14 protein-coding genes are annotated in these 14416 nt (G+C 54.0%); 13 read left to right on the forward strand and 1 reads right to left on the reverse strand.

The features are described 5' to 3' along the window. The first annotated feature begins 20 nt into the window (after nt 1-20). The 6 genes from SH528x_RS15505 to SH528x_RS15530 all read left to right on the forward strand — a co-directional run bounded on the left by SH528x_RS15505 (nt 21) and on the right by SH528x_RS15530 (nt 4662). On the forward strand, nt 21-1442 hold the full coding sequence (locus tag SH528x_RS15505) for an aldehyde dehydrogenase family protein (protein ID WP_442511420.1): 1422 nt from the start codon (nt 21-23) through the stop codon (nt 1440-1442). A 112-nt stretch (nt 1443-1554) separates the two neighbouring features. After that, nucleotides 1555-1824: a EutN/CcmL family microcompartment protein gene (locus tag SH528x_RS15510; protein ID WP_442511421.1), complete on the forward strand. Its 270-nt coding sequence runs from the start codon at nt 1555-1557 to the stop codon at nt 1822-1824. Next, a complete protein-coding gene (locus tag SH528x_RS15515) occupies nt 1821-2405 on the forward strand; it encodes a hypothetical protein (RefSeq protein WP_442511422.1) in 585 nt (194 codons plus the stop codon). Before SH528x_RS15510 ends, SH528x_RS15515 begins: the two co-directional genes overlap by 4 nt. A 23-nt stretch (nt 2406-2428) precedes the next feature. Further along, nucleotides 2429-2704, forward strand: a complete 276-nt coding sequence (locus tag SH528x_RS15520) for a EutN/CcmL family microcompartment protein (RefSeq protein WP_442511423.1) — start codon at nt 2429-2431, stop codon at nt 2702-2704. Nucleotides 2705-2781: 77 nt separating this feature from the next. Beyond that, nucleotides 2782-3651, forward strand: a complete 870-nt coding sequence (locus SH528x_RS15525) for a class II aldolase/adducin family protein (protein ID WP_442511424.1) — start codon at nt 2782-2784, stop codon at nt 3649-3651. Nucleotides 3652-3726: 75 nt separating this feature from the next. Continuing rightward, the gene (locus SH528x_RS15530) at nt 3727-4662 is read left to right on the forward strand and encodes a lactate/malate dehydrogenase family protein (protein ID WP_442511425.1); all 936 of its coding nucleotides are present in this window, start codon (nt 3727-3729) and stop codon (nt 4660-4662) included. 359 nt (nt 4663-5021) lie between these two features. Here SH528x_RS15530 and fliG read toward each other — a convergent pair whose 3' ends face one another. Then, on the reverse strand, nt 5022-6071 hold the full coding sequence (gene fliG, locus SH528x_RS15535) for a flagellar motor switch protein FliG (RefSeq protein ID WP_442511426.1): 1050 nt from the start codon (nt 6069-6071) through the stop codon (nt 5022-5024). Between the two features lie 506 nt (nt 6072-6577). Here fliG and SH528x_RS15540 point away from each other — a divergent pair. The 7 genes from SH528x_RS15540 (at nt 6578) to SH528x_RS15570 (ending at nt 14311) form a co-directional block, all read left to right on the forward strand. After that, the gene (locus tag SH528x_RS15540; protein ID WP_442511427.1) at nt 6578-6748 is read left to right on the forward strand and encodes a hypothetical protein; all 171 of its coding nucleotides are present in this window, start codon (nt 6578-6580) and stop codon (nt 6746-6748) included. Nucleotides 6749-6926: 178 nt separating this feature from the next. Next, a complete protein-coding gene (locus SH528x_RS15545) occupies nt 6927-8087 on the forward strand; it encodes a DUF1559 family PulG-like putative transporter (protein WP_442511428.1) in 1161 nt (386 codons plus the stop codon). A 1132-nt stretch (nt 8088-9219) separates the two neighbouring features. Beyond that, a complete protein-coding gene (locus tag SH528x_RS15550) occupies nt 9220-10275 on the forward strand; it encodes a DUF1559 family PulG-like putative transporter (RefSeq protein ID WP_442511429.1) in 1056 nt (351 codons plus the stop codon). Between the two features lie 217 nt (nt 10276-10492). Further along, on the forward strand, nt 10493-11404 hold the full coding sequence (locus SH528x_RS15555) for a hypothetical protein (protein ID WP_442511430.1): 912 nt from the start codon (nt 10493-10495) through the stop codon (nt 11402-11404). Nucleotides 11405-11692: 288 nt separating this feature from the next. After that, nucleotides 11693-12340 (forward strand): hypothetical protein, encoded by a 648-nt coding sequence (locus tag SH528x_RS15560; protein ID WP_442511431.1) that lies wholly within the window; start codon nt 11693-11695, stop codon nt 12338-12340. Nucleotides 12341-12350: 10 nt separating this feature from the next. Then, on the forward strand, nt 12351-13157 hold the full coding sequence (locus SH528x_RS15565; RefSeq protein WP_442511432.1) for a lysophospholipid acyltransferase family protein: 807 nt from the start codon (nt 12351-12353) through the stop codon (nt 13155-13157). Further along, nucleotides 13154-14311 carry a glycosyltransferase family 2 protein gene (locus SH528x_RS15570; RefSeq protein ID WP_442511433.1) on the forward strand — a complete coding sequence of 386 codons (1158 nt, stop codon included), beginning with the start codon at nt 13154-13156 and terminating at the stop codon, nt 14309-14311. The genes SH528x_RS15565 and SH528x_RS15570 overlap by 4 nt, the downstream gene beginning before the upstream one ends. The last annotated feature ends 105 nt before the right edge of the window (nt 14312-14416 follow it).

The following is a 14416-nucleotide window of genomic DNA, read 5'->3' on the forward strand; positions in this document are numbered from 1 at the left end:
CTTAACGAGAAACCCAAACTATGCATTTCGACGAAAACCTGATTCGCAGCGTGGTCGCTCAAGTATTGTCCGAAGTTGGACCGATGCCGTCCGCTTCCAATGGCAAACCCGCCGGTGGCCAGCACGGCATTTTTTATGATGCCGCATCGGCAGTGACCGCGGCTCGTCGTGCGTTTGAACAACTGCGTGATCGCTCGCTCGCAGATCGAAAAAAGATCATCGATATCATTCGTCGTATCTCCATCGAGCAATGCGAAGAGCTCGGTTTGATGGAGATGGAAGAGACCAAGGTCGGACGTCCCGAGCATAAAATCGAAAAGCTGCGTACGCTAGGTGAGTTGTCGCCTGGTGTTGAATTCCTGGAAACAAAGTGTTTCAGCGGCGACCACGGATTGGCGATCATCGAACGAGCACCCTTCGGTGTGATCGGCGCGATCACTCCCGTGACTCACAGCTTACCAACGATCACCGGAAACGCGGTCAGCATGATTGCCGGTGGAAACACCGTCGTCGTTAATCCGCATCCATCGGGCAAGCGAGTTGCTGCCGAAGGGGTTCGCAGATTCAACGAAGCGATCGCGGCCGAGATGGGGATCGACAACATTATCTGTGTGATCGCCGAGCCGACACTCGAAAGTGCCAACGAATTATTTGCTCACCGCGACGTCGCACTGATCTGTGTCACCGGTGGTCCTGCGGTCGGACGTGCGGCGCTGAACAGCGGCAAACGAGCGATTGTCGCAGGTCCTGGCAATCCGCCTGTGGTCGTCGATGAGACTGCGGATTTTGACAACGCTGCCCGCTGTATCATCCAAGGTGCGTCGTACGACAACAACTTGTTGTGCATCGCGGAAAAAGAAGTGTTCGTGGTCGATAGCGTCTTTGACAAGATGATGGACGCAATGCGACGAGCCGGTGCAGTCCAGCTGAACAGTGAGCAAATTGCACGATTGACTAGCAAGGCGATTGTGAAGGTCGGCGACGACAAGCACGACGCGGCATGCAAAGATTTCATCGGTCGCGACGCCAGTGTGTTGGCCGAAGCTGCGGGCGTTTCGGTTCCAAGCGGCACCGAGCTGGTCTTTGGTGAAACCGACGAACATCACCCGTTTGTCAGCGTCGAGCAAATGATGCCGTTCCTGCCTTTCGTGCGTGCTCGCGACGTCGATCACGCCATCGCAATGGCGAAGAAGTATGAACACGGCTTCCGGCACACTGCCATGATTCACTCGCGAAACGTCCACAACATGACCAAGATGGGTCGCGAAATGGACACGACGTTGTACGTCAAAAACGGCCCCTCCATGGCGTCGCTTGGACTCGGTGGCGAAGGCTACTTGTCGTTCTCGATTGCGGGACCGACGGGCGAAGGCGTCACATCGCCGACCACGTTCACACGAGAGCGTCGCTGCAGCATGATCGACGAACTACGGGTCATTTAGTGGAACAGGCTTCCAGCCTGAATGTGGGATAGGCTTCCAGCCTGTCATCAAACGCAACTCAGGCTTCCAGCCTGTCACAAAACATAAACATTCCCCCCAACACTTCACCCAAATGCAACCAGCCACCGTCATCGGATCGACTCGAGCGACCGTGAAGCACGCCAGCTTGGCGGGGCAACGGCTCGTGATTGTCCAGCCGACCGGTGTCGATGACGCTCCCGACGGGCCGCCGTTGATCGCACTGGACATTTTGGGATGTCGCAAAGGGGATCAAGTGATGTTAACGAGTGACGGATCGTACGCTCGCGAAATCACAAAACACGAAGATACCCCGGCACGCTGGAGCGTGATTGGATTGATTGACCAGCGGAGACCCGCATGACCCACGCATCGATCGATCCGGTATGGATTGCCAAGATCGTTCGTGAAGTCATCGAGCGAGTCAAACAGATTCAAATGGAAAACGGCGGGCAACCAGCCAGTCTGATTTCCGGCGTTGTCTCGGTTGCGACCGTCAAGGAAGCAGCCGGGGACGGCAAGACAGAATTACGAGTCACCACGAAAGCGATTGTCACCCCGGCGGCACGCGACGAAGCGAAACTGCTAGGGATCACGATCACTCGCAGTGCGAAAGACGAAACAAAGCTAACCAAAAAAACTAACCAGCAACCGTCCGAAATGGCGGTCACCGACAACGAGAACCCCGAGCGTGCAGCGGCGATTTCGCAGCAGTTGTTACGGCGAGGGATTCGGGCTTCGGCGACGGTCGAGGTCGTATTAAGCGACTCACCGAGCAAAGAGGTTTACCGAATTTGCAGTGCCGGAAGTCGGGCAGCAACGGTCAGTTCGATTGCCACCGTCGATCGGATTGAAAAGGAATTGGCACCTCAAGTTTGGGTGCTAGACATGAACGCATTGAATTTTGTTGCGGCGGTCAACGTCGCAGCCCGAATTTTGAACTAGTTAAACGAACAACCAAACCGCACATGAAAATCGCTCGCACGATCGGCACCGTCACTCTTTCTCGCTCGCATCCTGCGATGCAGGGAGCGAAGTTGCGTTGTGTTGAATTGGTCGAGTCGATTGATCAATTCGGCGATAAACCGATCGGCGGTGACACCGTGATCGCGTGGGATTTATGCGGGACAGGGATCGGTGATTGGGTGGCTTTGGCCGAAGGTCCTGAAGCGGCTCAGCCGTTTTCGGATGTCAAACCGCTCGATGCCTCGATCGTCGCGTTGTTGGACGAAGTCGACCTTTAATTAACACACATATACAGACCCTCTTGCTCAGTGAACCGCATCACAGCGGCCCATCGTAACGATAAAGGAAAGCAGCTATGCAGAATCTTCATAAGATCAAACAAGACATGTGCGACATCGGTAAGCGGATTTACAACCGCCAATTCGCTGCCGCCAACGACGGGAACATTACCGTCCGCGTCAGCGATAACGAAGTCCTCTGCACGCCGACGCTGCACTGCAAAGGCTTTCTCGTTCCTGATGACATTTCGCTAGTCGACATGACGGGCAAGCAATTGTCGGGTCGCAAAAAGCGAAGTAGCGAAGCACTGTTGCACTTGGAAATCTATCGCCAACGCGAAGACATCCGCAGCGTTGTTCACTGCCATCCACCACACGCGACCGCGTTTGCGATCGCTCGCGAGCCGATTCCTCAGTGCATTCTGCCCGAGGTCGAAGTGTTCCTCGGTGACGTGCCGATCACCAAGTACGAAACGCCCGGCGGGCAAGCGTTCGCCGATACGATCATTCCGTTTGTCAAGAAAACCAACGTGATGATTTTGGCGAACCACGGTACGGTCAGCTACGGCGAAACGGTCGAGCAAGCGTATTGGTGGACCGAGATCCTCGATTCGTACTGCCGCATGTTGATGTTGGCGAAACAGCTCGGCAACGTTTCTTACTTGAGCCAAGGTCAATCGAAAGAGTTGCTCGAGTTGAAAGACAAGTGGGGATACAAAGATCCTCGTAACACCGCCGAGTTCGAGAATTGCGACATTTGCGCTAACGACATCTTCCGTGATTCATGGGCCGAAGCGGGCGTTGAGCGACGTGCGTTCACGCCTCCACCCGCCGCAGTTGCATCGGCAGCCAAGGCCGCAGTCGCAAGCTCGCCTGCCAATGGCATCGACGAAGAGAAGCTCGTCAAGCTGATCACCGACGAAGTTATCCGCCAAATGAAGGGCTAGTTCAGTGTGGGATAGGCTTCCAGCCTGTCAACGGTTCTCTCAATACAAACTCGCAACGCATACATATCTGACAACATGAAAATCTCGATCATTGGTGCTGGTGGACTCGTCGGTTCCTGCGCCGCGTACGCGATCCAGTGCGGCGGAATCGCTCGCGAAATCGCCTTGCTCGACGTCAACCAAGAAATGGCCATTGGCCAGGCGCTCGACTTGCAACACGGCAGCCCCAGTGTTGCCGATCAACGCATCGTCGGTGGCGGTTACGAGCACATTGCCGATAGCGATGTGATCTGTATTACCGCTGGGCTTCGTCGTAAGCCCGACGAGTCGCGGCTCGATCTGATCAACCGCAACACCGACTTGTTCGTCCAGATCCTTCGCGATGTGAAGGCCGCTGGGCCCAAGCGGTCGGCGATCGTGTTGGTCGTCAGTAACCCTGTGGACGTGTTGACCTACGTTGCCGCTCAGATGCTCGGGTTGCCTGTGGACCAAGTCATCGGCTTGGGAACTCAGCTCGATACAATTCGGTTCTGCTCATTGATTGCCGCTCAGCTAAACGCACCGCCGACTCAGACCAAGGCGTTGATCTTGGGTGAGCATGGCGATTCGATGGTGCCGATTTGGAGCAGTGCCACCGTGGGCGGTTTGCCGTTGGACAAATTCCCAGGCTGGAACGCGACCATGGCCGGCGACTTATTTACACGAACTCGCGGCAGTGGCGCCGAAGTGATCAAGCGAAAAGGCGGGGCCGGCTTCGCGGTCGGGATCGCCATTCGCGACGTGTTCGATGCGATCGCTCTGGATCGTCGCTGCATTCTTCCCGTCAGCTCGGTCCAACGAGGATGTTACGGAATCCGCGACGTGGCACTTTCGGTACCCACCGTGGTCGGTCGAACCGGTGTCATCAACCGGCTTGAAATCGATTTATGGCCGAAAGAGGTCCAAGGAATCCGGGCTAGTGGCGGTGCATTGAAGAAAACACTCGATATTGTTTTACCACGTATCGCGTAATATAGGTCGAGTAGGTAGTCTGTAACGGCTGCCGTATCTTTTTCGAGGCAGCAATGCCTCGCGATGGGGTTGACAGGTAGTTGAGGATCGTACTTAACGGCTGCGTAAACTTGTCTCCTGTCACTCCTTCCCGCGGCATCGCTGCTGAGCTGTCGCTATGCAGGTCGTTCGGTATATACGGCTGAAACGTCGATCCTTTTGTGAGCCGCGGGCCGTAAGGCACCGGGTAATGCGTGGACCCCGGCCGCTCACGCGCGAGCGGCTCACTAAATCAACCGTCCGCTAGCCGCGCGGGCCGTCAATCTTGCAGGAAACATGCCCGCTCAGATCATTCTGTTGAATGACTCCTATCGATCTGTTTAGTTGACGTATTCTTCTTCTTCCTCGCCAGTCGGACGCGAGATTTCGCCGGTGTCCTCGAGATGGCGAACGATGTCAACAATCTTTTGTTGAACCGCTTCGACTTCGCTGATCCGGACACTGCCGAGATACTCCATCTCTTCGCGAAGGTTTTCGGCCGCTCGCGTGCTCATGTTCTTCATGACTTTGTTCTGAAGCCCCTGACTGGCACCCTTTAGCGACATCGCCCACTGAGACGTTTCGACGTTCTTCAGAAGTGCTTGGATATCGCGATCACCCAGTTTCGAGATGTCTTCAAAGACGAACATCAAGCGGCGGATTTCGTCGGACAATTCGGGATCGTCACGTCCGAGCGATTCCATGATGTTTCGTTCCACGCTGCGTTCGGCGACATTCAGGATCTCGGCCACGCTGGCCACACCGCCCGTGTTGCTGTGCGATTGGTTCACCATGCTACTGAGTCGCATTTCCAGGCCATATTCCAGCTCGGCGACCGCATCGGGACTGGTTCGCCCCATTGTCGCGATCCGCCGAATCACCTCGAGTTGTTTGTCGGGATCGAGCCCCGACATCACCTCGGATGCATAGTTCGACGGCACGTGGCTGAGCAGCAACGCGATCGTTTGCGGATGTTCGTCACCGATGAACTGCAGCAGCGTTTGGGCGTCGACTTTCTTGATAAAGCCGAATGGCATCGACTCGATCGTCTGTTGCAGATTGCCGAGCAGCTCTCCGGCATCGCGGCCGAGGGCTTCTTTGATCAGCTCCTTGGCTCGTTCGAGTCCCCCGGGACTGGCGTAGATCGAGCTTGCCTTGCTGGTCAGGAACTCGGCGATCACCACTTCTTGCTCGTCGCCACCAAACGAATCGGTTTGGGCGATCATGATGCTGATCGCTTCAATTGCCCGTGGCGGTAATTGAGAAAGGACCCGTGCAGCCGTTTTCGTCGGCATCGAGCTTAACAGCACGGCTGCCTTTTTTAGTCCTTCCTCGTTGAACATCGCAGCGGATGGGGACATAGGCTTGATTTTTGTCTTGGTTTCAGTCATCGCGGAGAGTCTTCCTTTATCGAAAACATATCGGCGGATCTGCGGAGTCACTCGCGTGGCTGGTTTTCTTTAATCGTTGTGCTGAATTTGAGGGAAGTGAGACATCAGCGACGACGAGCCTGCTGGAGCTGCACACGTGCAAAATCGTAGCGCGAAAAAAAGTAAGGCTCGAAAGAAATGCTCACTAAGTGTCCACTTTGTTTTGAAGCGGTAAATTCGGAGCGAAAACGCTTTTTCGATGGCTCGAACCCCCGGTAGAGGCGCTTCACGGCCACTTGCAGACAACTTTTGGGCGTCCCCCTATTAAACGGTCTTCGGATAATCCCCTGCTTGGCACTTATCTGGTTCGAAAAGTAGCATTCTCGTTGGAATTTCCATATTCATTTATTTCCGCATAAATAGAATTCAGCAACGAAACCTTGAGGCTTATTTCTTGTTTCACTAAGCAATCAATCGTGGTTTCCATCCCGCCCATTTCCCTCCCGTTCCCCTTCCATAAGCCGTAAATGAATCATTTGAAAGTTTTCCTGCTTGTCGCTGCTGTTTTCTCTGTCGTTCCTGTTGTGGGATGCGGCGGACGTGATGGGGCGACCGTGATCGAGCAACCGGTTAAGTCCGATGCTGACTTGGCTGCAGAAGCCGAGTTGTATGAGCGCCAAATGCGCGGGGAAGGCTGATCTCCCATCGGTGGCCGAGCGATCTGTGAGTGGAGGGTCGCATGGTCACGTCTAAAGACGCAGTTCAAAAACAGTGAATTTTGGTTCGTTCGTGACCAAAGACGCTCGCGGTATGCGCTGTCGGTCCATTTGAAATTTTCTCTTTTGTTTCATCGTTTTATCTAATTGGATTTTGCACATGAAGAATTTTGCTCGTACTCGATCTGGCTTTACGTTGGTTGAGTTGCTCGTCGTTATCGCCATCATCGGCGTCTTAGTCGGACTGCTGTTGCCTGCGGTTCAAGCGGCACGTGAAGCGGCACGCCGAATGAGTTGCAGTAACAATTTCAAACAGCTCGGCTTAGCAATTCACAACTATCACTCGGCGTATGATCAACTGCCGATGAACATGGGCGGAACTCGCGAATTGGTTGCGGCTCCGAACAGCAACAACAGCAATCGCTTGTTCTTAAGCGCGTTGGTTGGTTTGTTGCCATTCAACGAACAGCAATCTTTGTGGGAACAGATCGCAAATCCAAACGGCATCTATCCTGCGATGGGGCCTACCCCTTGGACTGCTCACCCCGCATGGATTACCGACGTTCCAGCCTATCGTTGCCCAAGTGATCCCGGCGTCGGGGCACCTGCACTTGGACGCACCAACTATGCCGTCAACTTGGGGGACACCATTAACTATGTGAATACCGGTGGCAAGAGCCACAAGGGGTACTATCGTCCTGGAACCAACGGTACCCAAGACATGACCGAAAACACCCAAACTGACGACACCAACACTTCAAATACAGCACGAATCACCAACCGCGGATTCTTTTGGTCCCGTCATAAGTCCGCGTTTCGCGACGTGCTCGATGGACTTGCCAATACCATTGCGATGGGTGAAATGGCGACCAGTTTGGGAGCGAACGAAATCAAGGCCGATAATCGAAACACTGCACCGTTTGCTGCACTGCTACTGAATCCAGGCCTTTGCTACACCTATGTCGATCCAGCTCGTCCCCAATTTTTCACATCAAACGTTTCCACAGGAAACCAATCACGTGGTTATCGTTGGGCTGACGGGCGTGTGTTTTACTCTGCGGTACAAACCATTCTGCCTCCGAATTCCCCTAGCTGTTTTGCCGAAACAGGCGACAGCGGAACAGGAGTCTCTTCGATGGGTAGCCGTCACCAAGGTGGTGCTCATGTGTTGATGGGCGACGGTGCGGTCAAGTTCATCACCGACAGCATCGAAGCAGGCGACAAGAACGCTGCTCCTGCCGGTGCCGGTCAAATGAGCACCTACGGTTTGTGGGGAGCTCTCGGAACACGTGGTTCCAAAGAAGTTCAATCGCTCGAGTAATTCGGCGATCGTGACAATCCTTTAGAAGCCGGACTCTTAACGAGTTCGGCTTTTTTTGTTGCAACGCGCGAGTCGCATGCGATTGGCAATGCAGAACATTTGTCTGAATTGTTGGTCCCCCCCCCTGAACCAATTGTGCAGGCGAAATAATTGGGATAATGGTTCTACATTAGGCAACGAACGTTTCCTACAAAGGTGCGACAGTCCAGCGTAACCCGTTTGGCTTTTTCGTTAAAACGCAGCCTCCGAGACACGCCTCATGGCTGGTGAGCACTGCGAGAGGCGGATCGGTTTCTGCGCTCATTATGAAGAACGTTTTCGAGCCGTTGGTCCGGATTTGCGGCAAGCCGCAGCACAAGGTGTGTTTAGCGGAAGTTTTAGTAAGGGGGCAGTCATAGAGAATGGTGCCGGTTGGTTTTCCATAATTTACCCTCCCCGCCCAAAAAACTCATGGGATCATGTGGGAAGCGTGATAGATTTCGTGTGTTGTGTTTGACGTTTGCTGGGTGGACTGAATTGATTCCGCCGCAATGTGGACGTGCTGTTCTTGTCTTGCTAGGCAGGGTAGGTAGGAATCATTGGGTTAAATCCCATTAGCCGTTTGGGCGCTAGCCCCGGTTGAGCATCGGAGCCGTGGCTAGCGCCAAAACGGTCGAAATGCGGAACGAGTCCTTCCGATCTGCTTAGATTGATTCAGGTCGAGGTTACATTGAATAAATTACTTCTAATTGCCGGTGTCTTCATCGTAATGGTTTGGGTTGGGGGCTGTAGCGGCAGTGTATCCGTGAGCGATCGCTCGGAGAAATCGGACGCAGATTTTCAGAGTGAAATCGACGCGTATGAAAAAGCAATGGCTTCCGATTTTTAAAGGTTAGGAACACGCGGGAAATTAGTATCCCGTTTCGAGAAGGGATTGTCTTGGACTGCTAAAACTTTGGTGTTCTTGTGATTTTTAGTTGCACCGGTTTTCTGCCACCTCTCCACCAACGTCGTCGGTGGAGAGGTCGCTGCAGTATCGACCGAAAGAAAAACTCACCTTTCAGCCAATCTTGTTGGCGATTCCAATGCGTTATATTGAAACCGTCACATAGGGTGATGATGTTGCAATAAGTCGTTTTCACGTGAGTTCGAAATGAATAGCCGCCGGGCATTCTCGTTACTGGAACTGTTAGTGGTCGTTGGAATCATCGCCGTTCTAATCGCCCTCTGTTTTCCGGCGGTCGAATCGGCACGCGAAGCGGCACGGCGAATGTCCTGTAGTAATAATTTCAAGCAAATTGGGCTTGCGATTCATAACTATCACGCGGCTTACAAGCAATGTCCTTCGGCGATGTTTGGGACCGAGTCGAACGAGCACCGCATCAGTGGCCTGATCGCGATGACGCCGTTTATCGAAGCAAGTCCGTATTGGGAAAGTGTTTCTAATCCATCGGTCTACGATGGAGTCAGCTATCCCGCAATGGGCCCGGTGCCATGGGACAAAAATTATGATCCTTGGCGAACTGAATATGCAACGTATCGATGTCCATCGGACCCGTCCCGTCGTATTGATCTTGGTCGGACCAACTATACGTTCTGCGTCGGCGATAAGGTGCTGGGACTCCACGAGGCCACCGGCTTAGACGACGTTCGCGGTTTCACAGCGCCAGGGATGATCGTTTCGTTTCGCGATATCACCGATGGGCTTTCCTCGACGATTGCGATGACGGAAATCGGCACGGAGAATCGGAAGCTTGTGATCGGGCAATATGCCATTGATCAACCCGCGTCGCTCGCGGATTCGCCAAAAGATTGCCTTGCGACGGCGATCCCAGAGCAGTCTCGATTTTATGCCGACTCCGTCCCACTCAGCCAATATGGTCGCGGAGGTGCATTTGCGGATGGATCCGCGGGCGTGTCGCTTGTCCATGCGATTCTGCCTCCGAACTCGACAAGTTGTGCGATCGGTGCAACTCCACTGCATGACGGTGTTTTTTCGGCGGGCAGTTATCATCAAGGCGGTTGTCATGTGTTGTTCGGCGATGGCGCGGTAAAGTTTATCACCGACACGATCGACACAGGCGATTTGAACGCTCCGGCACCCATCACCGTCCTCGACGAAAATGAGTTGCCGATCCCCAGTCCGTATGGGCTGTGGGGCGAACTGGGAACACGGGCAAGCAAAGAAGGGATCGATGCCGATCTTTGAGCTTGGGTAGGCACTACGCAGGTCGTTCGGTATATACCGTTGAAACGTCGATCCATTAGTGATCCGACGGCGCTAGCGGGCTGTTGATTTAGTGAGCCGCTCGCGCGTGAGCGGCCGGGTTCCACGCATTACCCGGTGCCTTACGGCCCACGGCTCACAACTATGATTTACATTTTGATGAATTCAACAGCGCCGTCGGCTCAGATCATTGTGGGGAATGACTTATATTGACCTGCTATTCAAGAGTGGAATAGGAATCGCATTGGACTTAGAGACCGCGTTACCGAAGCTGAGCGAGCAATTATCGGCAGCCGCGAGTGAGCGAGAGCGATTTACACGTTTGCGTGTTGGCATGCCTTGTTTGTATCGACATTTGCAGCGCGTTGGCGACGAGCGATCCGTATTAAGGCGTTGGGGGCGATCGGTTAACACCGACGAGTTGGCCAACCAAGACATCGTGGCTCCCGAAATCCTCTCGCTGCTTGGCGAGATCACCGGCGTGCCGATGCGGCCGCCTGGGTTTCACGCTGGCATCCAGCACACGTACGGATATTTGCTGAGCCGAATCGAAACGCCGTATGGCTTCAAGCGAGACCGCTGGATTAAATCAACGATCGAAGACGGATTCGGTCTGCCGCGTCAATCGTTACAAGCGTTGCCACGTCGAGGAACGTTGCTCAGCAATTTGACATTCTTTCTGTCGCGGTTGTCGCTGCGAGATCAACCGCCCGTGAAAATCGTCGGCAGCATGGCCAAGCTCAACTCGAGCGAGATTGTCCATCGAAGTGGGCATCGTATCGAAGAGTCCTTTCAGCTCCGAAGTAGTTCTGGCGAACGAAAAAGCAACGTGCAGTTGCGGACCGATCTGTTTCCCTTTCCGCGATCAACCGGCGACCCCCAAAATCGATGTCTTTTGGTTTATTCGATTCGCGAGGGAACCAAGCCGGCAAAGTTGATTACGACATTTCCGGTTGGTCAAGCAACAATGGACGAGTTGACGGATCCGTCGAAAATCGGCAAACGCCAGCTGATTCGGCTTCGTTTCAATGCGTACTGGGATGGTTTTCCCGCGGGCGGAATTCGCGGCGAGCGTCGTCTACGTGAACTCGATGCCGATGCGGTAAGCTAAGATGGGAGGCCGAAGACATTCGGTGTCCCTTGATTGACGGTTTGGAAGCTGGCGGCCTGTTTATTTAGTCGAAATGTAAATTGGAATTGTGAGCCGTGAGGCACCGGGTAAGTCGTGGGACCCGGCCGCTTACGCGTCACGGCTCACTAAACCAGCAAACCGCTAATATTTCAAGGTTTCGGCGCCATTGTTGATGGTGCGTTGTGCCCGTTTAATTCATGCAGACGCCTAAAACCCGCTTGGCGATGCGTCAGCGAATTGTTTCCCAACTATACGAGAGTCGAATCCATGACCGAACCGTTGAGCGAGACTGCCAACGAAAACAACGCGGCCGCGTCTGCGGCCGCTGGAGCGTCCAGCCCGGTCGTTTCGACGCGACCACGTCTGGACGACGACACTCAGAATGCGCTCGAAGCCGAAAATCTGATCGAAACCTACCAGATCATTGGCGAGTGGATTCGATTTGCGGATGCCAAAGCGGCTGCGGTGCTGGCGGTCAACGGAGCATTGTGTGGCGTCTTGGTGCCGACGATTCACGAATACATTCGCACGGACCAGTCGCATCCGACGGTTTGGTGGACGTCGCTGGTTTCCGCAACGTTCTTGTTGTGGTTGATCTCGATGATCTGGTCGTGCGTGCTGGCGTTTAGCTGCATTTTGCCTTTTCGTTACCAAGGCAAACATCCGTCGATTGGTCGCGCCAACCACTTTCATCCCGCGGCCATTTCGGCGCACTACACGATCGATCAATCCGAGCAGTTTGCGGACGAGATGGAACGGATTGGAATGAGTGGATTAAAACGTGAAATCGCGATTTGCATGATGCTCGATTCGCATGTTTCGAATTCGAAGTATGGTTTCATTTCGCGTTCGATCCGAATGTTGGCGCTCAGTGCGATTTTAGGACTGATGTATTTGATCGTAACTCAGTTTTGAAATCGATTCGATGAACAGCGAAGACAATGATGATAAGCCGCCGCCAGTGAGCGGCTGGCTACAGAACGGTTTCCATCGATTCCTGGCAAAGTATCTGCGTCGTCATTTCCATTCGATCGCGATGACGCGAGACTCGCTTCCACGCATCAATGTTCCTGCAGATCAACCGTTGTTGGTTTTGGCGAATCATCCGTCTTGGTGGGATCCGTTAACGGCACATTTCTTAAATCAACGGTTATTTCCACAACGTCAGTTCTATGCGCCGATCGACGCTGCCGCGCTGCAGCAGTACCGCGTGTTTGCAAAGCTTGGTTTTTATGGCGTCCAAATGAATTCGATCGCCGGAGCAGCGGCGTTCTTGAAACAGAGCAAGTCAGTGTTGATGAGTGAATCGACGTCGCTGTGGTTGACGCCCGAGGGACGATTCGCCGACGCACGCGACCACTCGGCCGAATTGATGCCGGGCATGGCTCATTTGTGCACTCGGATGCAACGTGGTTGCGTTTTGCCGTTTGCGATTGAGTATGTGTTTTGGGAAGAGCGATTGCCCGAGTGTTTGTGCAGGATTGGGGAACCGGTCTATGTGGCCGACCATCCGAACGCTTCCAAAGCAGATTGGCAAGCGATGTTGACGGATCGAATGCGTGCAAATCAAACGCTGCTTGGCGAGTGTGTGATCGCGAGAGATTCTGACGCGTTTGAAAACGTGTTGGCGGGTGTTCGTGGTGCGGGAGTCGTTTACGATTCGATGCGTCGGTTGAAAGCTTTTGCAACCGGAGGGCGATTCCAGGCATCCCACGGGAAAAAGCTGGAATGATGACATTGTCGCTGATTGCTGTGGTGTTGGCATTTTTGCCCGCAGTGATGTTTTTACGTAATCTGCCGCTGTTTCGTTTGCCGGACAGCCAATCGTTGGCTGCCGAGGGGGCGTACGCGAATGCAGCAACCCGTGCAGGGAAAACTCGCCCCGATGCAGTCTCGGTCCTCATTCCTGCTCGCAACGAAGCTGACTCGATCGCGGCATGTGTGCAAGCGGCGTTAGCGAGCACCAACATCGACGTCGAAGTTTTGGTGCTGGATGACGATTCGGACGACGCGACAGCATCAATCGTGTCCGGCCTCGCTCAAATCGACAAACGTGTGCGATGCATTAGCGGAGCTCCGCTGCCGGACGGTTGGAACGGAAAGCAGCATGCTTGTTGGCAGTTGGCCGCTGCGGCGAAGCATCCCCGCTTGCTGTTTCTTGATGCCGACGTGCGTCTGGAGCCTCATGCGATTGAGGTTCTTGTTGACTGGCAGAACACGCACGCAGTTGCACTGCTGAGTGCCTTCCCTCAGCAAGAAACCGGGGCGCTTCTTGAGAAATTGCTAATTCCGATGATGCACTACATCCTGCTGGGCTTTTTGCCGATGGCGCGGATGCGAGCGAGTTCTAGCCCCGCGTACGCCGCTGGTTGTGGCCAGTTGTTTCTGACACTTCACAGTGACTACGTGACTGCAGGGACTCATCAAGCGATCAAGTCGTCGCGCCACGATGGCGTCAAGTTGCCACGCGTTTACCGGCAATCCGGGATGATGACCGATGTCGTTGACGGCACCTTTTTGGCTCGATGCAGGATGTATCGCGACGGTGGGGAAGTGATCCGAGGGTTGCTGAAAAATGCGACTGAAGGGATCGCAAACCCGAAAGTGATTGGTCTGTTTACGGTTCTGATAATCGGTGCAAGCGTCTTGCCGATCGTTGCGTTTCTGGTCGCCGTGCTGACGCATTCATCGATGGCAATGTCGGTCGCTGGGATTGCCGTCGTCGTCTCGCATTTGCCTCGAGCCATAGCGGCTGTCAATTTTCGCCAACCGATTGTCGGAGTCGTACTGCACAGCGTCGCAGCAACGCTGTTTATTGGGCTGCAATGGAGTGCGTTGGCCATGTCGTTGCTCGGGAAACAGGTGCGTTGGCGAGGAAGATTGTAGGCGAGAAAATTGACGACAAACCGTGTGATTTGCTTGGTTTGTCGTTACCTACCCCTCTTTTGCCATGAACTTGAGCGGAATGGTCTGGCGTTGGCACTTTAATTT

The sequence above is a fragment of the Novipirellula methanifontis genome, from assembly GCF_052161655.1.
Classification (GTDB): Bacteria; Planctomycetota; Planctomycetia; order Pirellulales; family Pirellulaceae; genus Novipirellula.

What these genes read in the sequence shown, in the direction of transcription:
- SH528x_RS15505 (WP_442511420.1), top strand. Translation starts at nt 21, where the DNA reads ATGCATTTCGACGAAAACCTGATTCGCAGCGTGGTCGCTCAAGTATTG.
- SH528x_RS15510 (WP_442511421.1), top strand. Translation starts at nt 1,555, where the DNA reads ATGCAACCAGCCACCGTCATCGGATCGACTCGAGCGACCGTGAAGCAC.
- SH528x_RS15515 (WP_442511422.1), top strand. Translation starts at nt 1,821, where the DNA reads ATGACCCACGCATCGATCGATCCGGTATGGATTGCCAAGATCGTTCGT.
- SH528x_RS15520 (WP_442511423.1), top strand. Translation starts at nt 2,429, where the DNA reads ATGAAAATCGCTCGCACGATCGGCACCGTCACTCTTTCTCGCTCGCAT.
- SH528x_RS15525 (WP_442511424.1), top strand. Translation starts at nt 2,782, where the DNA reads ATGCAGAATCTTCATAAGATCAAACAAGACATGTGCGACATCGGTAAG.
- SH528x_RS15530 (WP_442511425.1), top strand. Translation starts at nt 3,727, where the DNA reads ATGAAAATCTCGATCATTGGTGCTGGTGGACTCGTCGGTTCCTGCGCC.
- fliG (WP_442511426.1), bottom strand. Translation starts at nt 6,071, where the DNA reads ATGACTGAAACCAAGACAAAAATCAAGCCTATGTCCCCATCCGCTGCG.
- SH528x_RS15540 (WP_442511427.1), top strand. Translation starts at nt 6,578, where the DNA reads ATGAATCATTTGAAAGTTTTCCTGCTTGTCGCTGCTGTTTTCTCTGTC.
- SH528x_RS15545 (WP_442511428.1), top strand. Translation starts at nt 6,927, where the DNA reads ATGAAGAATTTTGCTCGTACTCGATCTGGCTTTACGTTGGTTGAGTTG.
- SH528x_RS15550 (WP_442511429.1), top strand. Translation starts at nt 9,220, where the DNA reads ATGAATAGCCGCCGGGCATTCTCGTTACTGGAACTGTTAGTGGTCGTT.
- SH528x_RS15555 (WP_442511430.1), top strand. Translation starts at nt 10,493, where the DNA reads ATGACTTATATTGACCTGCTATTCAAGAGTGGAATAGGAATCGCATTG.
- SH528x_RS15560 (WP_442511431.1), top strand. Translation starts at nt 11,693, where the DNA reads ATGACCGAACCGTTGAGCGAGACTGCCAACGAAAACAACGCGGCCGCG.
- SH528x_RS15565 (WP_442511432.1), top strand. Translation starts at nt 12,351, where the DNA reads ATGAACAGCGAAGACAATGATGATAAGCCGCCGCCAGTGAGCGGCTGG.
- SH528x_RS15570 (WP_442511433.1), top strand. Translation starts at nt 13,154, where the DNA reads ATGATGACATTGTCGCTGATTGCTGTGGTGTTGGCATTTTTGCCCGCA.